This is a genomic window from Amycolatopsis sp. N2S4-7, from assembly GCF_058119595.1.
This window is the reverse complement of record NZ_CP172299.1, coordinates 6,281,671-6,300,134: the sequence shown is the minus strand read 5'-3', so window position 1 is coordinate 6,300,134 and position 18,464 is coordinate 6,281,671. Positions and strand designations below refer to the sequence as shown.

General features: G+C 71.3%; 18 protein-coding genes. 7 read left to right on the top strand and 11 right to left on the bottom strand.

Translation table 11 applies throughout. The features are described 5' to 3' along the window. Positions 1-3 precede the first annotated feature (3 nt). Positions 4-732 carry a hypothetical protein gene (locus tag ACH54P_RS29655; protein ID WP_489906622.1) on the bottom strand — a complete coding sequence of 243 codons (729 nt, stop codon included), beginning with the start codon at positions 730-732 and terminating at the stop codon, positions 4-6. Positions 733-1,110: 378 nt separating this feature from the next. Here ACH54P_RS29655 and ACH54P_RS29650 point away from each other — a divergent pair, with 378 nt between their 5' ends. Continuing rightward, positions 1,111-1,773, top strand: coding sequence for a DUF1707 SHOCT-like domain-containing protein (locus ACH54P_RS29650; RefSeq protein ID WP_489906621.1), 663 nt, complete (start codon positions 1,111-1,113; stop codon positions 1,771-1,773). 70 nt (positions 1,774-1,843) lie between these two features. Here ACH54P_RS29650 and ACH54P_RS29645 read toward each other — a convergent pair whose 3' ends face one another. The 8 genes from ACH54P_RS29645 to ACH54P_RS29610 all read right to left on the bottom strand — a co-directional run bounded on the left by ACH54P_RS29645 (position 1,844) and on the right by ACH54P_RS29610 (position 10,106). Continuing rightward, a complete protein-coding gene (locus ACH54P_RS29645; protein ID WP_489906620.1) occupies positions 1,844-3,229 on the bottom strand; it encodes an MFS transporter in 1,386 nt (461 codons plus the stop codon). Positions 3,230-3,619: 390 nt separating this feature from the next. Next, a complete protein-coding gene (gene ptsP, locus ACH54P_RS29640) occupies positions 3,620-5,248 on the bottom strand; it encodes a phosphoenolpyruvate--protein phosphotransferase (RefSeq protein ID WP_489906619.1) in 1,629 nt (542 codons plus the stop codon). Next, entirely contained in the window at positions 5,241-5,978 is a 738-nt protein-coding gene (locus ACH54P_RS29635; RefSeq protein WP_489906618.1) for a hypothetical protein, read from the bottom strand. Before ACH54P_RS29635 ends, ptsP begins: the two co-directional genes overlap by 8 nt. Before the next feature lie 28 nt (positions 5,979-6,006). Continuing rightward, positions 6,007-6,876 (bottom strand): ribokinase, encoded by an 870-nt coding sequence (locus tag ACH54P_RS29630; RefSeq protein ID WP_489906617.1) that lies wholly within the window; start codon positions 6,874-6,876, stop codon positions 6,007-6,009. A 313-nt stretch (positions 6,877-7,189) separates the two neighbouring features. After that, the gene (locus tag ACH54P_RS29625) at positions 7,190-8,257 is read right to left on the bottom strand and encodes a hypothetical protein (RefSeq protein ID WP_489906616.1); all 1,068 of its coding nucleotides are present in this window, start codon (positions 8,255-8,257) and stop codon (positions 7,190-7,192) included. Positions 8,258-8,262: 5 nt separating this feature from the next. Next, on the bottom strand, positions 8,263-9,237 hold the full coding sequence (locus ACH54P_RS29620; RefSeq protein ID WP_489906615.1) for a WXG100 family type VII secretion target: 975 nt from the start codon (positions 9,235-9,237) through the stop codon (positions 8,263-8,265). Next, positions 9,230-9,553: a hypothetical protein gene (locus tag ACH54P_RS29615; protein WP_489906614.1), complete on the bottom strand. Its 324-nt coding sequence runs from the start codon at positions 9,551-9,553 to the stop codon at positions 9,230-9,232. The genes ACH54P_RS29620 and ACH54P_RS29615 overlap by 8 nt, the downstream gene beginning before the upstream one ends. Before the next feature lie 25 nt (positions 9,554-9,578). Beyond that, entirely contained in the window at positions 9,579-10,106 is a 528-nt protein-coding gene (locus ACH54P_RS29610) for a YbaB/EbfC family nucleoid-associated protein (protein ID WP_489906613.1), read from the bottom strand. Positions 10,107-10,276: 170 nt separating this feature from the next. Here ACH54P_RS29610 and ACH54P_RS29605 point away from each other — a divergent pair, with 170 nt between their 5' ends. The 6 genes from ACH54P_RS29605 (at position 10,277) to ACH54P_RS29580 (ending at position 14,669) form a co-directional block, all read left to right on the top strand. Next, positions 10,277-10,654 (top strand): hypothetical protein, encoded by a 378-nt coding sequence (locus ACH54P_RS29605; RefSeq protein WP_489906612.1) that lies wholly within the window; start codon positions 10,277-10,279, stop codon positions 10,652-10,654. A 63-nt stretch (positions 10,655-10,717) separates the two neighbouring features. Then, entirely contained in the window at positions 10,718-12,094 is a 1,377-nt protein-coding gene (locus ACH54P_RS29600; protein ID WP_489906611.1) for a hypothetical protein, read from the top strand. Further along, positions 12,091-12,849 (top strand): ESX secretion-associated protein EspG, encoded by a 759-nt coding sequence (locus tag ACH54P_RS29595; protein WP_489906610.1) that lies wholly within the window; start codon positions 12,091-12,093, stop codon positions 12,847-12,849. The genes ACH54P_RS29600 and ACH54P_RS29595 overlap by 4 nt, the downstream gene beginning before the upstream one ends. Continuing rightward, complete coding sequence (locus tag ACH54P_RS29590; RefSeq protein ID WP_489906609.1) at positions 12,846-13,253, top strand: hypothetical protein; 408 nt, start codon at positions 12,846-12,848, stop codon at positions 13,251-13,253. The genes ACH54P_RS29595 and ACH54P_RS29590 overlap by 4 nt, the downstream gene beginning before the upstream one ends. Then, positions 13,250-13,861, top strand: coding sequence for a DUF3558 domain-containing protein (locus ACH54P_RS29585; RefSeq protein WP_489906608.1), 612 nt, complete (start codon positions 13,250-13,252; stop codon positions 13,859-13,861). Before ACH54P_RS29590 ends, ACH54P_RS29585 begins: the two co-directional genes overlap by 4 nt. A 70-nt stretch (positions 13,862-13,931) precedes the next feature. Next, positions 13,932-14,669, top strand: coding sequence for a TetR/AcrR family transcriptional regulator (locus ACH54P_RS29580; RefSeq protein WP_489906607.1), 738 nt, complete (start codon positions 13,932-13,934; stop codon positions 14,667-14,669). Here the strand turns inward: ACH54P_RS29580 and ACH54P_RS29575 are convergent. Together ACH54P_RS29575 and leuS are read right to left on the bottom strand one after the other, a co-directional pair. Then, complete coding sequence (locus ACH54P_RS29575; RefSeq protein ID WP_489906606.1) at positions 14,666-15,403, bottom strand: SDR family oxidoreductase; 738 nt, start codon at positions 15,401-15,403, stop codon at positions 14,666-14,668. The genes ACH54P_RS29580 and ACH54P_RS29575 overlap by 4 nt on opposite strands. A 90-nt stretch (positions 15,404-15,493) precedes the next feature. Then, positions 15,494-18,334 (bottom strand): leucine--tRNA ligase, encoded by a 2,841-nt coding sequence (gene leuS, locus ACH54P_RS29570; protein ID WP_489906605.1) that lies wholly within the window; start codon positions 18,332-18,334, stop codon positions 15,494-15,496. Positions 18,335-18,464 lie beyond the last annotated feature (130 nt).

Sequence of the window (18,464 nt, the reverse complement as noted above, 5' to 3'; positions counted from 1 at the left end):
CCCTCAGGGGATGACCGCGATGCCGTTCCACTGACCGGCCGGCAGGACGGCGTTGCCCAGGCGCCACCGCGGTTCACCCGGGTGCCAGGCCGCGAGGACGCCGTCGGCGAGGACGAGGTCACCGGCGTCGCTCCAGTCGATCCCGCCCGCCGACTTCAGGTGGTCGGTGATGAACGGCATCCCGGGCGCGTGCTCCCAGGTCTGGGTGTCCGGGCGGAGCAGCCAGATGTCCCTCGTCTGCAGCGGACCGCGGTACGACGGGTCGACGAAGTCGACCGCGAAGACTTGGCCCTCCCGCGACGGAACGACGATCGGCGGGCCGCTGGTCACCGGCCGGGTGAGCGGCTTGCGGCTGCCGTCGCGCAGGTCGAGCAGGCTGAGGTCGGTGAAGCCGTCGAGCAGCAGCCAGTCGCCGGCGGCGCCGAGGATCCGCGGGTGCTGGCGGACGGTGCGGCCCGTCTCCGGGTCGATCAGCGCGTCCGTCGACTCGGCGGAGCCGGCGTTGATGGTGATCAGCAGGCCGTGCCGGGTTTCGGCCCGGACGCCGGTGCGGCAGCTGGCGGACCGGCCGTGGCCGAGCTCGGCACCGGAGAGTGAGACGTGCTGGAGACGGCAGTCGTCTGGCGCGTCCTGCCGGACCAGCCACACGCTCCGGCCGTCGGCGCCGGGCGCCACCGACCAGGCGCGGCCGAGGGAACGCGGTGGAGTCGCCGGTCCGGTGTACCGGAGCACCTCGAAGGGGTTGTCGTAGTCCGCGTCCGCCGGGTACGCGGTCAGGACGGCGTCCTTCCCGACCCGGAGGACGCCCAGGCCGCCGGGGTAGCCGGGCGGGGTGGCCGTGGGGCCGCGGTCGGCGTCGAAGAGCGTGGGCCCGGTGGTGGGGAGCAGCGCCGCGACACCGATCCCGCCGGTGGCGACGACCCCGGTGAGGCCGGTCGGCGGGTTCGGGGCGGTGGTGGTGGTCGACGGCGCCGGTGCCGGAACCGGCTCTTCGCCCGTGCACGCGGACAGCAGAAGCAGCGCCGCGCCGATGGCGACACCCCGGATTACGGGTCCGTTCAGGGTTTTCCCCCGATCTCCCTGGTGAAATCCGGTTCTACCATCGTCAGCATGGGCGAGGAAGAGACCACGGCGGCGGAATCGGTGACCGAGACCAAGCCGTTGAGCGAGCGGGACCTGCGGGTCTCCGACGACGAGCGCGAGCACGTCGTCGGCGTGCTGCAGAAGGCCATCGGCCGCGGCATGATCGACCTCGACGAGTTCACCGAACGCACGGACCGCGCGCTGGCGTCGAAGACCCGCGGCGAGCTGAACGCCGTGCTGGCCGACCTCGCCGGCCTCTACCACCCGGCCGCGGCCCTCGCCGCCGCGCCGGCGTACGCGCCTCCGTCGAGCTACGGCGGTTACGCACCCGGACGGCGCTTCGAGCTCAACGCGAAGTACTCGTCGCTGCACCGCGGCGGACCGTGGGTGGTGCCGCCGGAGATGGTCGTGCGCAACAAGTACGGCTCGACGAAGCTGGACTTCACCGAAGCCCAGGTGCAGTCGCCGGTGGTGCACATCGAGCTCGACGCCAAGTGGGGCTCGGTCGAGATCATCATCCCGGAGCACGCCGCGGTCGACGTCAACGCGATCACCGACGTCAAGTTCGGCGCGATGGAGGACAAGACGCGCAGCAACGGGCGGATGGGGAACCCGCGGTTCGTGCTGAGCGGCCGCGTGCACGGCGGTTCGCTGGTCATCCGGCACCCCCGGCGGGGGTTGTTCGGCTAGCCGGGGTCCCTCTGCCCCCGGCGTCAAGAAGGCCTCCCCACCCAGGCATCGGGTGGGGAGGCCTTCGCCGTCAGAGGTTGCGCCGCACCAGCCAGACGAGGACGGCGAACGCGGCGGCCGCCAGCCCGGCGACGACGTGCAGCCCGGCGGCGAAGCCGTGGGCGCGGACGACGGCGTTGCCCAGGGTGCCGACCGTCGCGAGGCCGAGCGCGTAGCCGAACTCGTTGACGGTCTGGGCGAGCGAAGCGGCGGCGCCCGCCTTGCGCGTCGGGACCGAGCCGACGACGAGGTCGGTGCCCAGCGCGACCATCGGGCCGACACCCAGCGACGTCACGGCGAACCCGAGCGCGGGCCACACCGGCCCGGCGTCGGCGGTGACGAAGGTCAGCACGACCATGCCGGTCGCGGCGAGGGCGACCCCGCCCGCGATCAGGGTGCCCGGCCGGACGCGGCGGACGAGGACCGGCGCGGCGAGGAAGCTGACGGTCGAGGCGGCCATCCCCGGCAGCAGCCCCAGGGCCGCGCCGACCGGCGAGAGCTGCTGCGCGATCTGGAAGAACTGCGCGACGAACAGCATGGTGGTGCCGCCGAGCACGCTGAACAGGAGCATCCCGCCGAGGGTGGTCCGGAACGCCTTCGCGGCGAACAGGCTCAGGTCGATCAGCGGGTCTTCGAGCGTCCGCTGCCGCTTCACGAAGACGTACCCGACGGCCAGGCCGGTGGCCAGCGCGACGACGGGGACCAGGTGGACGCCGTCGCGCGCGAGCTCCTTGACGCCGTAGACGGCGGGCAGGATCGCGGCGAGCGAGAGGGCGACGCTCGGCAGGTCGAGGCGCCCGGCGGTTTCGTCGCGGTACTCGGGCAGCAGCTTCGGGCCGATGACCAGCAGCAGGACCATCGCGGGGACGCCGAGCAGGAAGACCGAGCCCCACCAGAAGTGTTCGAGCATGAAGCCACCGACCATCGGGCCGATGATCGCGCCGACGGTGAAGCAGCCGGCCCAGATCCCGATCGCTTCGGCGCGCTGCCGCGGGTTCTGGAACATGGTGCCGATGAGCGAGAGGGTCGACGGGGCGAGCGTGGCCCCGGCGATCCCGAGCGCGGCCCGGGCGGCGATGAGCGTGCCGGCAGAGGTGGAGAAGGCGGCGACGACGGAGGCGACCCCGAAGGCGGCGGCCCCGGCGAGCAGCAGCTTCCGCCGCCCGATCCGATCGCCGAGGGTCCCCATGGTGACCATGAACCCGGCGACCATGAAGCCGTAGATGTCCATGATCCACAGCTGCTGGGTGCCATCGGCGTGCAGGCTGGCGGCGATGTTCGGCAGGGCCAGCACGAGGACGAAGACGTCCAGCGAGACGAGCAGGGCAGGCAGGGCCAGCACGGCGAGGCCAACCCACTCCCGACGCCCAGCCCTCCCCGCGGCGGCCGGCGCATCGGCGGTGATGGTGGCGGTCATGTCGGCGTCCTCTCGACTCGGTGGCTACACCACTTCGTCGAGCAGCCGGTACCGGAATCGACAACCGGCGCCGAGGTTTTTGGGTGGACGCCGTGAAGGCCACCTTTGTGGTTCTCAGGTGGCCTTCACGGACCTACGACAGGTTGTCCACACCCCTCGATCAATGTGAACAACTCCGCGCTCCCAGGTTGGCACAGCCCGGCACTGTCGGTGATGACCGATAGACTGAAAGTGGGGGGCGCCCCTGGGAGTGGGGGTGGATTTTCGGCTCGAGGGCGGGCAGCAGCGGGCCGCTACCGGTCGGAGGTCGCCAAGGCGGCCGGGCTTCGCACTCGCCAAGCCGCCGCCGAGCGAGCCGCCGGGCCGCCGCGGCGCTCAGCTGCGCCCCCGTCAGGGCCGGGCAGCCGCGCGTGCCGCTACCGGGTCGGAAGTCGCCAAAGCCGCCTCGGCCAAAGCCTCGCACTCCGCGAGTGTGGCAGCCGCCAGGCTTGCGCCCACCGTCCGAACCGCCGGGGCGTTCATCGACAGGCTCGTCAGGCCCAGCCCGGTCAGGACCAGGGCCAGCCGCGGGTCTGCGGCCGCTTCGCCGCAGACGCCTGCCGGTTTGCCCGTGGCCTTGGCCGCGTCGCCGATCAGCTTGAGGAGGCGCAGCAGGGCCGGCTGCCACGGGTCGTTGAGCTTCGCGACCGCGCCCAGCTGGCGGTCCGCGGCGAACGTGTACTGGGCCAGGTCGTTCGTGCCGACCGAGACGAAGTCGACGACCTCGAGGATCTCGCGGGCGCTCAGCGCCGCCGCGGGGATCTCGATCATCACGCCTGCTCTGGCGATGCCCGCCGCGCGGACGCGGTCGGCGAACCAGGCGGCTTCCTCGACCGTCGCGACCATCGGGGCCATCACCGAAACCTCGGCGCCGGAGTCCTCCGCCGCGCCCGCGATGGCTTCGAGCTGGCGGTCCAGCACCTCGGGACGGTCGAACGCCACGCGCAGCCCGCGGACGCCGAGCGCCGGGTTCGGCTCGGCCTCCGGGGAGAGGAAGGCCAGCGGCTTGTCGGCGCCCGCGTCCAGCGTCCGCACGATCACCGGCTTGCCGCGGAACGGCGAGAGCACCGCGGTGTACGCCGCGCGCTGGTCGGCCACCGACGGTTCGTCCGAGGCGTCCAGGTAGCAGAACTCCGTGCGGAACAGGCCCACGCCCTCGGCGCCGGCGTCGGCCGCGGCCTGCGCGTCGGCCGGGGAGCCGACGTTGCCGTAGACCTTCACGCGGTGGCCGTCGGACGTCGCGCCCGTGCCGTTCCAGTCGGCCAGCTGCGCCACCGTCGCCGTGACGACCGGGGCCGATGGGTCCGCGACCTCGACCGCGCCGGTGTCGCCGTCGACGGCGAGCGCCTGCGCGTCCAGGGCCAGCAGCCCGCGCACCGCGACGACGGCCGGGATGCCGAGCGCGCGCGCCAGGATCGCCGTGTGGCTGGTCGGGCCGCCCTCTTCGGTGACCAGGGCGAGCACCTTGGCCGGGTCGAGGCCCGCGGTGTCGGCCGGCGCGAGGTCGCGGGCGACGAGCACGCTCGGCGACGTCAGCTCCGGCACCCCCGGCGGCGCGATGCCGAGCAGCTCGGCGATCAGCCGGTCACGCACGTCGCGGACGTCGCGGACGCGCTCGGCCATGTACCCGCCGGCGGCGGCCAGCGCTTCGGCGAAGCCCTCGGCGGCCTGGTAGACGGCTCGCGCGGCGGGCAGGCCCTGCGTCTTGACCAGCTGTTCCGCCTGCGCCGCGAGCGCGGGGTCAGCCGCCATCGCCGCCGTGGTGATGAGGATCGTCGCCGCCTCGCCGGAGGCGGTCTCGGCCTGTTTCTCCAGCCGTCCGGCGACGATCGCGGCCGCGGGGGAAATCCGGGCGGCCTCGGCGGCGGGGTCGGCGGGGGCCGGGGTGGCGGCGGGCTCGCCCAGCGGCTCCGCGACGCGGACGACGGGACCACTGGCGCGGCCGGGGCTGACGGCGACCCCGGACAGAGACTCAGACATGGTCTAGACCATAGCTCAAATAGGTCTCGATATCTCGTGGTGGCGGGCGCAAGCCGCGTCGACGTACCTGTTCGAGCACCGGCCGGACCTCCTCGTGCCACCAGGCTTCGGCCAGCTCGTCCCGGCTGCGCACCGGCCGTCCGGCCAGCATACGGCGGAAACCCCAGGCCTCGGCCGAGTCGGCGAGCCGGAACCAGTCGGCCGGATCGTCGAGCCACAGCCCGAGACGGACGTCGTCCGGCAGCGGGACGCGCTCCAGGAACATCCGTTCGGCGGTCTTCGACGGCAGGTCCGCGAGCGTGAGGCAGCGCAGCGCGCACGCCACCGTGCTGATCCAGCGGACCCGCGCGCGGATGGTCCGGGCGCCGCGGGCGCGCGCGATGGCGACGCGGTGGTGGCCGTCCTCGACGAAGAACATCTCGGACAGGCGCACGAGCCGCACCGGCGGCAGGTCCGCCGACGTCCGCGTGAGGTGCTCCCAGCGGTCGCGCAGCGCCCGGTTGCGCGGCCGGAACTCGCGGTCGAAGTCCCCGGCGCGGGCGACCGTGCCGACGACACCCTCCAGCGGCACGTCGTAGACGCCTTCGTCGAGCTCGGTCTGCTTGCCGAGCGCCTTCAGCGTCTCGTCGAGGGGCATGATCGCGAGGTGGTCGGGCCGCCGCGCCTCCGCGATCGCCTTCAGCTGAGCGGCGTAGCCGCGCCACCAGGCCGAGCCGAACGAATCGCCCATGTGAGGGGCAACACGCGCGAGCGGATGATCATTCCCCCAGGTCGGCGGCGGTCGGGTAGGACGGCTGAGCCCCGCGCCGCGTCACGCTGAAGGCCGCCACACGCACCGCGCGCCTCGCCGCGGACACCAGGTCGGCGCCGTCGGCGAGCGACGCCGCGAGCGCGCCCGCGAAGGCGTCCCCGGCTCCCGTCGTGTCGACGGCCTCGACCTTCGGTGACGCGACCTCGGTGACCCCGCCGGTTTCGACGACGACCGCTCCGGCGGCGCCGAGCGTGACGACGGCCGCGCGCGGCCCGAGGTCGAGCAGCTTCCGGAAGTCCGCGCCGGGCCCGGTCAGCCAGGCGGCCTCGTGCTCGTTGACCAGCAGGACGTCGAGCTTGGCCAGCGTTTCCGGGGAAAGTTCCGCCGCCGGCGACAGGTTCAGCAGCACCTTGACGCCCTTTTCGGCAGCGCGCGCGACGGCGTGCTCGACGGTCGGCAGCGGCACCTCGAGCGAGCCGACCATGACCTCCACCCCGTCGAAGACGGCGTCGACGTCGGCGGGCTCCAGACTCGAATTGGCGCCGGGGGAGACCAGGATCGAGTTCTCGCCGTCCGGGGTGACGGTGATGTAGGCGATGCCGGTCGGCCGGTCGCTGGTCCGCACGAGCCCGGTGTCGACGCCGGCGGCGCGGAGCGAATCGAGCAGCAACCGGCCGTAGGGATCGTCGCCGACGGCGCCGAGCAGCGCGACGTCCGCCCCGAGCCGCCCCGCCGCGACGGCCGTGTTGGCCCCCTTGCCGCCCGGCAAAAGCACGGTGTCGCCGCCCAGCACGGTCTCCCCACCCGCCGGTCGCCGATCCACCGCGACAACCAGGTCGGCGTTGGCGGATCCCACAACGAGCACGTCAGAGTTCATGCCCGCACTGTGCCACGAAAGGCGCCTGGACCAGGTCAACACGGGTGAGCAAGGGGAAAGTGAAGGTTTTTGTAACTTATCCGGGGCTGAGTGCGACAATCATGCGAGCAGCGGATACCCGTCACTCGATCGGGGGATGTCCGTCCCCCGGCCGTCACTTCAGGGACCGGTCCCGCTCTCCAGGTGCGTCATCGCGGCAACGCGTTGACGTTGCCCCAACCGGCGCGAGCCGGGCAGGGCATCGGGTCGCCGGCGCCGATCACGTAGCCCCCCGAGTGATCGGCGTCGGCGGCGCCCAGCCCACACCGCCGGGTCAGCCGACCGTCTCCACCGCGGCCGCCTGTGTCACGCGTTCGGCCGCGGGCCGGGAGATCTTCTTGACCAAAAGCTCGTCACCGTCGCGGGAAATCGCGCGAAGGGTGACGTAGTGCCGGGTGGCGCTCTTCGTCGGTGGCTCGGTCGTCAGCCGCGCGAGGTCGGCTCGCCGCACCACGACGGGCGCGCCCTCCCGTGGTCGCCAGGTGATCGCGGCGGCCGTCAGGACGAATTCTCCGAGGTCGCCCCGATAACGCGTCCGGTAGAGCAGCACCCAGATGACCACGGCGACCGGCAGCGGAATCCCCGGTGGGATGTCGTAGAAGGCCGGCGCGGTGAAGTCGGCGACGACGGCCAGCCAGCCCGCCCACAGGAAGAACTTGCGGCCGGCCGACGCCCGGTCAGCGCCGACGACCGATCGTGGCTCGGCGGCGCGCCAACGTCGGATCAGCCGCGTCACCGGCTGCGGCACGCCGAAGCCGCCGCGCCGGACGTTCTTCGAGGTCCAGCGCCCGAGCCCCGGCCGGTACCGCTCGATCGCCGCCGCGGCCTTCTCGGCCTCCTCGCGAGCCATGGCCGACGACAGGATGTAGCCGTCCTCGGATTCGTGCCGGAGATCGGGCGCCAGGTACCGGACAGCCGCCTCGTCCACCAGGGAAACGGCGAGAGCGACCCGGTCAGCGGGCTGGCCCTCGCGGAAGACGAAGCGACGGACCTCGGCCCACGGCAGAACCAGGGTGGTCTTGTCTTCGAGCGGCTGGCTGAACCCGTCGGGGCCGAACTCGACCCGGGCCCGCACCAGCGCGCCGTGGCGACGGAGGTAACGCCCGAGGATCGGCCTTATGCAGAAGCACCCCGCCGCCAGCAAGGCGAGCCCGGGCGTGACCACGTGGGCCACCGGATCGTCGCGGCGCAACCACAGCAGGAGACCGGCCGAAACCGCGAGCACGATCCCGATGAAGATCACGCACCCGGTCGCCAGCTTCAGGTCACCCGGCGGATTGTGGAGCGGCAGCCGGACCTGGACCGCGGCCTGCTCCCGCCCGCTCGGAGTCGTCGACACCACAGCGGCTAGATCGACCCGGAAATGCGCTGGGCGCCCTGCTGCCGGAAGACCGGTTCGGGCTGTTTCTCGTTGTAGTGGTTCTCGCGGTACTCCTTGTCGGCCTCGTCGTAGGCGCCCGCGGTCTTCTTCCCGGCTTCCTTACCGGCTTCTTCGCCGAGCGCCTTGGGCAGCTCCTTGAGCCCGTCCTTGAAGATGCCCGGGGCCGCGTGGGCGGCGTCCCTCAACGCCGCGAGCAGTTTCTGTCCGACGATCCGGAACAGTCCGCTCAGGTCGTCGAACTTCTTGACGCCCTTCGCGAAGGCGCGCATGAGTTTCCGCAGCCACTCCAGCATGCGCTCGCCGGTCGAGACGACCTCGACCGTGCCTTCACCGGCGAAGCCGGCGGGCGCCGCCGGCCCCGGGTAGCGCGCGAGGATGCTGATCAGCTTGCCGATGCACTCGGTGAGCAGGTCCCGGAGCACGCTGCGCACGACGTTCAGGATGCTCTTGCAGACCTCGATGAGGACGGAAATGGCTTTCGCGCCACCGGCGACGCCGGAGTACATGTCGCCGAGCTCGGCGGCGAACGCGCGGTAGGCGTCCGCGCCTTCGCCCTTCCATTCGGCGCTGTCCGCCTTGACCGCCTCGGTGAGGTCCTTGGCCACACCGTCGATTTCGTCGCTGATGTTGGCCCAGGTCTCCTGCATGACTTCGAGCTGTTCCTGGTTCCCGGTCACCCAGTCGAGTGGCGCGCGCAGGAATTCGACGTGCTCGATCAGCCAGCCGAGACCCATGCTGGCCAGGCCCGCGATGGGGTCCTGGAGGAACTCCGCCACCCCGGCGGCGCCGAAGCCGAGGTTGAGCAGGCCCTCGGTCCAGTCGCCGTCGGCCGCCTTGGTCGCCGCGTCCCAGAAGTCCTGCGCCATCCCAGCGCCTTCGAGCGCCGAAGATCCTTCGTCGACCTTCTTCTCGGCCGCCGTCACCAAAGCGTTCTCAGTCAACGTGGATCCCGTCCAGGCTCGCCTTGACGTCCTGCTCGCGCCAGTCGACGTGCTGCGACCAGGCGCGGACGCGGTCGATCTGCTCCTGGGCCACGTTCTTCGCGTGGCCGATGGAGTCGCTGCCCAACGTCTGCGCGACACCGCACAGCGCGCCAAGACCACAGGCCTGGCCGATGAGACCGAAGGCCATCGGGTCGACGACCTGGGCCGCCGCGTCCAGCGCCTTCGCGAACCGCTCGACGAGCGGCTCCAGCGTCTTCGCGTGGGACAGCAGCTGCGCCGGTTCGATCCGGATGTCCGGCTGCGGGTTGTTCACGGTCTTCCCTCCCTCGTTCGCCTGGTCAGCGCAGGTAGTCGCCGTCGCTGAAGTAGTCGTCGTCGGCGCCGGCTTCCGGCGGGCGGCGCGGCGGCGCGGCGGGCGGCTTGGGCGCCGCCGGTTTCGGCGGAGGCGGGGGTTCCTCCTCCGCGAGGAAGCGGGACCCGTCGGTGGGTGCCGCGGGCCCGCCTTCGACGAAGCCCTGCGGCTCGGGCTCCGGGTACTCCCGGTGCAGCTGACCGACCAGCTCGGTCATGGTCTCGGTGCCGGCGATCGACGGCATCCCGGTCTGCACCGCACCGGCCAGCTTGCTCTGCGCGCGCCGGACGGTCCGCAGGATCTCGTCGGCGAGGTTCGGCTTCTCCCGGACCGAGTGCCCGATCTCCAGGCCGACGAGGTTGCCGAGGTGGTTGACCTTGACCGCGATCTGACCGTCCTGGCTGCGTTCGGACGCGGAGACCGCCGCCATCTCCGCCTGCATGCGGTCGGCCTTCTGCCTGGCCTCGGCGATCTTGGCCTCGAAGCCGGCGAGCAGCTGCTCAGGGTTCGTCACGCGAACCTCCCCCGTTCACGTCAGTAGCCGTACGGCGACCGAGTGTGGCACATGGCACCGACAGTCGCGGGTGGTTCCGCTCGGTGTGACGAAGACCCTGCGGTTTTCCCCACCCGAGCCGGTGGTCAACCGGCTGTTCGCGCTGGTCAGCGGCTCCTAGCGTGGTTCCCATGAGCATTTCGGACTGGAAACGGACGATCTACGCGATCCTCGCGCTGCCCGCCTACTTGGCGGGGCCCTCGGTGCGGCAGCGGCTGGCTCGGCGCTGGCTGGGCGCCGAGCTCCGGCGCGGTGCCGTGTTCGCCGCCGCGGCGTCGTTCGTCGTCGCGTTGCTGATCTGGTACCTGGTCGCGCGGATCGCGACTTTCGGCTTCTTCTGGACCGAGGACGGCGCCGCTGGGTCGTGGGGCGGTCCCTCGCTGGCGGGCGCGTGGACCGTGCACTTCTTCTGCGCGCTCGGCATGGCCGTGCCGTGCATGTGGCTGCTGCGGCCGCTGACGCGGTGGCAGACCCGGAGCCCTGACCTGGCCAATTCTCTCCACGGGTAGTAATCGGTGCGGTATTGTGCGTGACGCAGGAGGGGTGATCGAACGCGAGGGGAGCGCAGTTCGGTGGGGTTGTTCGGCGACATGCTCGACGCTGCCAAGCACGTCGGGTCGGAAATCGCGCACGCCGTCGAGTCGGGGAGCGAGGGCCTCGGCAAGGTCCTGACCGGAGCCGGCATCGGCATGGTCGCGGGCGGACCGGCCGGCGCGGTCGCCGGCGCGTACATCGCGTCGCAGACGGGCACCGGCGCCGCCAATCCGCAGGCCGCCGGGTTGTCACCGGGCCAGCTGGTGCAGGCCGTGATGACCGGCAAGGGCACCGGTTCGCTGCAGGAGGTGCACCGGGCCGGCGTCGCGCAGTCGGCGTACCAGCGACAGCTGGAGCAGGACACCCACGAACTGACCTCGGGCCTCGAATCGGCGTGGACGGGCGGCGCGGCGGACGCGGCGCGGGCCAAGCTGCAGCCGCTGACCGCGTCGGCGACTTCGGCGTCGGCGACGCTGGACCGGAACTCGGACCTCGCGCAGACGCAGATCGACCAGTTCCACGCGATGAAGAACGCGCTGCACCAGGACGTCACCGACCAGCCGCCGACGCGCGGCGCCTGGGACGTCGCGACGCCGTGGGACACCGACACCGAAGACAAGATCAACCAGTACGACCAGAAGGCCCAGGAGAACGTCGAGCGGTACAACTCGTACGCGCAGCAGTCCAGCGCGAACACGGCGTCGCGGACGATCGACTACGGCCAGCTCCGCCAGTACGACGGCGGCGACTTCGAGGTCAAGGACCCACCGCCGCGGCCGCCGGACCACCGCGACCCGCGACCGCCGAGTCACCGCATCGACGACGGACGGCCGGACGTGCCACCGGTGCAGCCGGTCCAGCCGGTCCAGCCGGTTCAGCCGCCGGGTCAGGTGACGCCGCCGGTGACGCCTCCGCCTGGGCACTACACGCAGCCGCCGGTGCCGGTCGCGGACGACACCGTCCGCGCGCAGGGGTTTGTGCCGCCGACGCCGTCGCAGTACCCCGGCTACCAGCCGCCGGGAACGGGCCCGGGCGGCGGCTCGTCGCCGTACTCACCCGGCGGCTTCGGCCCGGGCTTCGGACCGGGCGGTGGCTTCGGGCCGGGCTCGAGCGGCTCGTCCGGCGCGGGCGGGACCGGCTCGGGTGGCCGCACGACCGGCGCCGTACCGGGCGGTGGCCGAGGCAGCGGCGCGGGCCTTCCCGGCGAAGGACGTCCGGGGGCCGCCGGCGGCGTCCGCGGCGGCGCGTCCGGCAAACCGGGCTCGCCCGGGATGGGTGGCATGGGCGCCGGCGCCGGCAAGGGCAAGCAGGAGGACGAGGAGCACCAGCGCCCGTCGTACCTGCTGGAAGCCGATCCGGAGAGCATCTTCGGCGGGTCCGACGACAGGCCGGTGCCGCCGGTGATCGGGCTGTGAGCACGCTTTTCCTGCCCAAGGCCGCCCTGCTGACCGCGTGGGAGTGGGAGCGGCACGGCCCGCCGCCCGCGGTCCTCGGCCCGGACAACTTCTGGCTCGGCGACGAAACCCGCAAGCGCCTCGAGGAGAAGGTCCTCGACGTCCTGGCCTCGCTCCGGCTCGCGGCGGGCGGCACGCTGACGCGCGAGTTCCGTGAGGTCCTGCGAGTCCTGGCGAAGGGCAACCACCAGTTCACAGCGTGGCTCGGCGACATCGAGGCGGACGAGTCGGGCGCGGTCCTGGTGTCGGCCAACGGACCGGACGCGCTCCGGCTGATCCGCAAGGACGACACGGTGCGGATCGACGTCGTGGAGCCGTCGGAGATGGCGGAATCCCTGGTCGACGTGCTGCCTTCGGTGCCGGCCGCGCGCATTCCGGACGTGTCGATCCCGCAGTCGCGGTTCTCGGGTTGTCGCGCCGAAGCGTCGTACGACCTGACGGACCCCACTGACGAGCCCGCCTATGATCCGCTGCCGTGGGCGCGCGACCTGATGGCGGCGAAGCGCACGGGCCTGCACCAGTGCTACGCGGTGAACCAGGGAACGCGCAGCGCACCGATCACGGCGGTGGACGTCTTGGGGATGGGGCGAGTGCTGACGTACGTGTACCCGGGACCGCGGGGCGAGCGGATGGTGAGCTTCCAGCCGGGCAGCCGCGCGGCGATGACCGAGGTGCTGTACGCGACGCTGCACGGCCTGAGGGGAGGAGTTCGGTGACGGATCCGGGAAGCGCGATCTTCAGCGACGTGGGTTTCTGGGCGACGGACACGGCAAGCGGAGCTTCGCGGCCAGCCGGTGGGCAGGGGTTCGCGATGAGCAGCGCGGAGATGCGGGCGATGCTCAAGAAGGCCGAAGATCAGCGGCAGACGATCGGCGAGCAGCGCGACAGCGCTCGCATTCTGTCCCAGGCCTATCCGCCGGCCCAGGAGCCAGCCAGCATCCAGGCTGTCGATGGACCCAACGGCGTCAACGAGACCGGCCGCTACTACCAGGGCCATCTGGATTACCAGTTCGCTTACTTCACCGAGTTGATTCGCCGGTTGCGCCTGGCCCTCGGCATGCACGAAGAAAATGACCAGCAAGCAGCGGACACGACCACGAAACGCGGGACACTCGAATGAACAGGCGAGGAATCACTGTTGTCGCCATCGCTGCCTGCGGGCTCCTGCTCGCGGGTTGCACGGACAAGGGCGGCACGGCCGGCCCGACACCCTCGACGGCCGAGTCCGCCGCGGCGGCCCTTCCTCACAGCGGAGCCCCCAAAGTCGACTCGCCGCTCCCGTCGACAGTTCTCGCCGGTAGCCCCTGCGACACGGCGTTGACTCGCGACCAGCTCACGGACCTCCTGGGCAAGCCGACCCAAGGCAGGGCGAGCGATGACGCACTCGGCTCAGCCTGCAACTGGAGCAGCGATTCCGGAAGTGGCGCCAGCATCGCGGTCAACTACCAGGTCAAGTCCGACCAGGGCATCAGCCTGGCGTACCAGAACGTCCAGCCCACGGCGGCGCGGTGGCAGCCGCTGTCCCCGATCCAGGGGTTCCCGGCAGTCGCGTACGCGAACACTGACGACAAGCGCGCGTGCGTCATCGTGGTGGGGGTTACCGACGAACTCGCGTTTTCGATGGCACTGACGCTGGGCGACAAGGCCACGAGCGAAGGCAAGGACTCTTTCGACGTGGGCCCCCAAGTCGCCGACACGGTGTTGACCAACCTCAAGGCAAGGGTCTGAGCTGCGCCTTCGTTACGGCGGAGATCGCGTAAATGCAAGATTTGTCGTAGTAAGCACCTAGACTGTTCGGATGAGCCACCCCACGCGGAGGGGTCGCGCGCGTGCGGCTACCGAACAGGACATCCGGCGGACCGCCCGGCGGCTGCTCGTCGAGCAGGGGCCGGAGGCGGTCACCCTGCGCGCCATCGCGCGGGAGCTCGGCATCACCGCGCCCGCGCTCTACCGGTACTACGAGTCGCGGGATGACCTCGTCGAGAACCTGCGGCTGGACGTCTGCGCCGACCTGGCCGACGAGCTCGCCGAGGACATCGCCGAGCTGCCGGATGACGGGATGTTGCAGCTGTTCGCCATCTGCAAGGGCTTCCGGCGGTGGGCGCTTACCCACACGAAGGAATTCACCCTCGTCTTCGCGTCGCCGACCGGTGGGGTGGGGTCCACGTCCGGGTCCGCGCTGAGCCGGGTCGACGAGCCGTTCGGGCGGATCTTCCTCGCCGCTGCCGGGCGGGTGCTCGCGCGGACCGACATCGTGCTGCCGTCGGCCAGCGGGGTGCCGGACGAGCTGCGGGACGACCTCAAGACGTTCCAGGAATCGCTGGTCACCGTGCTCGCCGAGTCCGATCAGGACGTTCCGGTGGAGAAGATCGACCTCGGCGTGACGTACCTGATGATCCAGTTCTGGGCCCGGCTCTACGGGCACGTCACGCTCGAGGTCTTCGGCAACTACCCGATCCCGATGTCGAAGCCGGACGTCCTCTTCGAGTCCATGCTCATCGACCTGGCGCGCGAGATCGGGCTCTACTCCGGCTAGGCCGCGTGGCCGCCGTCCACCGACAGCACCGCTGCCGTCACGTAGCCGGCGCCGGAGGAAGCCAGGTAGGCGACGGTCGCCGCCACCTCGGACGGCGCGCCGTAGCGGTCGAACGCCGTCAGGGCTCGCTGGTCCGCCGCGTACGGGCCGTCGGCCGGGTTCATGTCCGTGTCCGTCGGGCCTGGGTGGACCAGGTTGACCGTGATGCCGCGCGGACCCAGCTCGCGCGCCAATGCCTTGGTCAGGCCGACCATCGCCGCCTTGCTCGTCGCGTACAGCGCCATGCCCGGGCCGGGCACGCGGTCGGTCACGCAGCTGCCGATCGTGATCACGCGGCCGCCGTCGCTCAGGACCGCGGCCGCCGCCTGGGTCGCCGCGAAGACGCCGCGGACGTTCACCGCGAGCACGCGGTCGACGTCGTCCAGAGACGTCTCCGCCAGCGCGCCGACGAAGCCGACGCCCGCGTTGTTCACCAGGACGTCCAGGTGGCCGAACTCGGCAACCGTCGCCGAGACGGCCGCCGACACCGCGGCCGCGTCCGCCGAATCCGCCTGGACCGCCAGCGCCCGGCGGCCGAGGTTCTTGATCTGCTCGACCACCTCGGCCGCGCGAGCGCCGTTGTGCTGGTACGTCAGCGCGACGTCCGCGCCGTCCTCGGCGAGCCGCAGTGCCGTGGCCGCGCCGATGCCCCGGCTGCCGCCCGTCACCAGCGCCACCTTGCCGTCGAGCGTCATCCCCGGTTCTCCCTTGTTCGAACAGTTTTCGTTGACTGCTCAATCAAATCGAGAACGCGGAAGAAGTACCGGCGGCTTTCCGCCGTGGCGCTACAGGACGATGTTGACCAGCCGCCCCGGCACGACGATCACCTTGCGCGGCGAGCCTTCGCCCACCAGCGCCGCCACCTTCTCGTCCGCCAGCGCGGCCGCCTGGACCTCGTCCGACGACGCGGAAGCCGCGACCGTCACCCGGGAGCGGACCTTGCCGTTGACCTGGATCGGGTACTCGACGGAGTCCTCGACCAGATACTTCTCGTCCACCACCGGGAACGGGCCCTGCACCAGCGAGTCCGCGTGGCCCAGCCGGTGCCACAGCTCCTCCGCCAGGTGCGGGGCCAGCGGCGCCAGCATCAGCACCAGCGGCTCGGCCAGCTCACGCGGCGTCGACGCGGCCGCGCCGTACACCTTGGTGACGTGGTTGTTCAGCTCGATCAGCTTCGCGCCGGCCGTGTTGAACCGCATCTCCGCGTAGTCCTCGCGGACGCCGGCGATGGTCCGGTGCAGCACCTTCCGGTCCGCCTCCGTGGCGTCCTCAGTGGACACCCGCAGCTCGCCGGTCGCCTCGTCGACGACCAGGCGCCACAGCCGCTGCAGGAACCGGTGCGCGCCCACGACGTCCTTGGTCGCCCACGGGCGCGACATGGCCAGCGGGCCCATCGCCATCTCGTAGAACCGGAACGTGTCGGCGCCGTAGTTCTCGGCCATCTCGTCCGGCGTGACGACGTTCTTCAGGCTCTTGCCCATCTTGCCGTACTCCTGGGTGACCTCTTCGTCGTTGAAGAAGTACTTCCCGTCGCGCTCCTCGACCTGCTCGGCCGGGACGTAGACACCGCGCGCGTCCGTGTACGCGTACGCCTCGATGTAGCCCTGGTTGAACAGCCTCCGGTACGGCTCCTTGGACGTCACGTGCCCCAGGTCGAACAGCACCTTGTGCCAGAACCGCGAGTACAGCAGGTGCAGCACCGCGTGCTCGACGCCGCCGACGTACAGGTCGACGCCGCCGGTGTCGTCCGCGCCGTGCTCGCCCGGGCGCGGGCCCATCCAGTACGCCTCGTTTTCCGGCGCGCAGAACGTCTCGCTGTTCGTCGGGTCCAGGTAGCGCAGCTGGTACCAGCAGGAACCCGCCCAGTTCGGCATCGTGTTGATGTCGCGGCGGTAGGTCTTCGGGCCGTCGCCCAGGTCCAGCTCGACCTCGACCCAGTCGGTCGCGCGGGCCAGCGGGGACGACGGCATCGAGTCGCGGTCCTCGGGGTCGAACGTCACCGGCGAGTAGTCGGCGACCTCGGGCAGCTCGATCGGCAGCATCGACTCGGGGACGGCGTGGACTTCGCCGTTCTCGTCGTAGACCACCGGGAACGGCTCGCCCCAGTAGCGCTGGCGCGAGAACAGCCAGTCGCGCAGCTTGTACTGGACGGTCCCGGTGCCGGCGCCCTTTTCGGCCAGCCAGTCGATGATCGTCTTCTTGGCTTCGGCGACGTCCATGCCGTCCAGGAAGCCGGAGTTGATCGCGGGGCCGTCACCGGTGTACGCCTTGCCGTCGAAACCTTCCGACGGCTGCACGGTCCGGATGATCTCCAGCCCGAACTTCTCGGCGAACTCCCAGTCGCGGACGTCCTGGCCGGGCACGGCCATGATCGCGCCGGTGCCGTAGCCCATCAGCACGTAGTCGGCGACGAAGATCGGGATCTGCTTGTCGTTGACCGGGTTCGTCGCGTACGCGCCGGTGAAGACGCCGGTCTTCTCCTTGTTCTCCTGCCGGTCCAGCTCGGACTTGCGAGAGGCGGCAACGCGGTACGCCTCGATTGCTGCGGCGGGCGTCGCGGCACCACCGGTCCAGCGCTCGTCGACGCCCGAAGGCCACGCCTCGGTCATCAGCTTGTCGACCAGCGGGTGCTCGGGCGCCAGCACCATGTAGGTGGCGCCGAACAGGGTGTCCGGGCGGGTCGTGAAGACCTCGATGCCGTCGTCCCCGGATTTGAACGTGACGCGGGCGCCGTGCGAGCGGCCGATCCAGTTCCGCTGCATGGACTTGACCTTCTCCGGCCAGTCCAGCAGGTCCAGGTCGTCGACCAGGCGGTCGGCGTACGCGGTGATCCGCATCATCCACTGCCGCAGGTTGCGGCGGAACACCGGGAAGTTGCCGCGCTCGCTGCGGCCGTCGGCGGTGACCTCTTCGTTCGACAGGACCGTGCCCAGGCCCGGGCACCAGTTGACCGGCGCTTCGGAGATGTACACCAGCCGGTTGTCGTCGATCACCTTCTTCCGCTCGGACGCGCTCAGCGACGCCCAGTCACGGCCGTCCGGCGTGGGCCGCGAGCCGTCCGCGAACGCGGCCTCCAGCTCGGCGATCGGGCGCGCCTTGCCCGCCTCGGTGTCGTACCAGGAGTTGAAGATCTGCAGGAAGATCCACTGCGTCCAGCGGTAGTACTCGGGGTCGATCGTGGAGATGCGACGGCGTTCGTCGTGGCCCAGGCCCAGGCGCCGGATCTGGCGCAGGTAGGTCCGGATGTTCTCTTCGGTGGTCTTGCGCGGGTGCTGCCCGGTCTGGACGGCGTACTGCTCGGCAGGCAGGCCGAACGCGTCGAAGCCCATCGTGTGCAGCACGTTGCGCCCGATCATCCGGTGGTACCGGGCGAAGACGTCGGTGCTGATGAAGCCCAGCGGGTGCCCGACGTGCAGGCCGGCGCCCGACGGGTACGGGAACATGTCCTGGACGAACAGCTTGTCGCTGGGGACCGGCTGCCCCTCGGTGGCCAGCGGCCCGACGGGGTTGGGCGCGTGGAAGGTGCCCTGGTCGGCCCAGTGGTCCTGCCAGCGCTGCTCGATCTGACCCGCCAGCGCGGCCGTGTAGCGGTGCGCCGGGACGTCGGTCCCTGTTGTCTCGGTCATCGCCGTCTTCCTCCGAGTTCGAGCTACTCCAGAAACAACTCGACCCCTCAGCCACCAGGGCATGAGGGGTCGCCGCGCCGGCCGGGCCGGGCCCGGTCAGCGCGGCAGGCTAAGGAGCAGCCGAGCCGTG

What these genes read in the sequence shown, in the direction of transcription:
- ACH54P_RS29605 (WP_489906612.1), top strand. Translation starts at nt 10,277, where the DNA reads ATGAGCATTTCGGACTGGAAACGGACGATCTACGCGATCCTCGCGCTG.
- ACH54P_RS29630 (WP_489906617.1), bottom strand. Translation starts at nt 6,876, where the DNA reads ATGAACTCTGACGTGCTCGTTGTGGGATCCGCCAACGCCGACCTGGTT.
- leuS (WP_489906605.1), bottom strand. Translation starts at nt 18,334, where the DNA reads ATGACCGAGACAACAGGGACCGACGTCCCGGCGCACCGCTACACGGCC.
- ACH54P_RS29575 (WP_489906606.1), bottom strand. Translation starts at nt 15,403, where the DNA reads ATGACGCTCGACGGCAAGGTGGCGCTGGTGACGGGCGGCAGCCGGGGC.
- ptsP (WP_489906619.1), bottom strand. Translation starts at nt 5,248, where the DNA reads ATGTCTGAGTCTCTGTCCGGGGTCGCCGTCAGCCCCGGCCGCGCCAGT.
- ACH54P_RS29585 (WP_489906608.1), top strand. Translation starts at nt 13,250, where the DNA reads ATGAACAGGCGAGGAATCACTGTTGTCGCCATCGCTGCCTGCGGGCTC.
- ACH54P_RS29635 (WP_489906618.1), bottom strand. Translation starts at nt 5,978, where the DNA reads ATGGGCGATTCGTTCGGCTCGGCCTGGTGGCGCGGCTACGCCGCTCAG.
- ACH54P_RS29645 (WP_489906620.1), bottom strand. Translation starts at nt 3,229, where the DNA reads ATGACCGCCACCATCACCGCCGATGCGCCGGCCGCCGCGGGGAGGGCT.
- ACH54P_RS29650 (WP_489906621.1), top strand. Translation starts at nt 1,111, where the DNA reads ATGGGCGAGGAAGAGACCACGGCGGCGGAATCGGTGACCGAGACCAAG.
- ACH54P_RS29580 (WP_489906607.1), top strand. Translation starts at nt 13,932, where the DNA reads ATGAGCCACCCCACGCGGAGGGGTCGCGCGCGTGCGGCTACCGAACAG.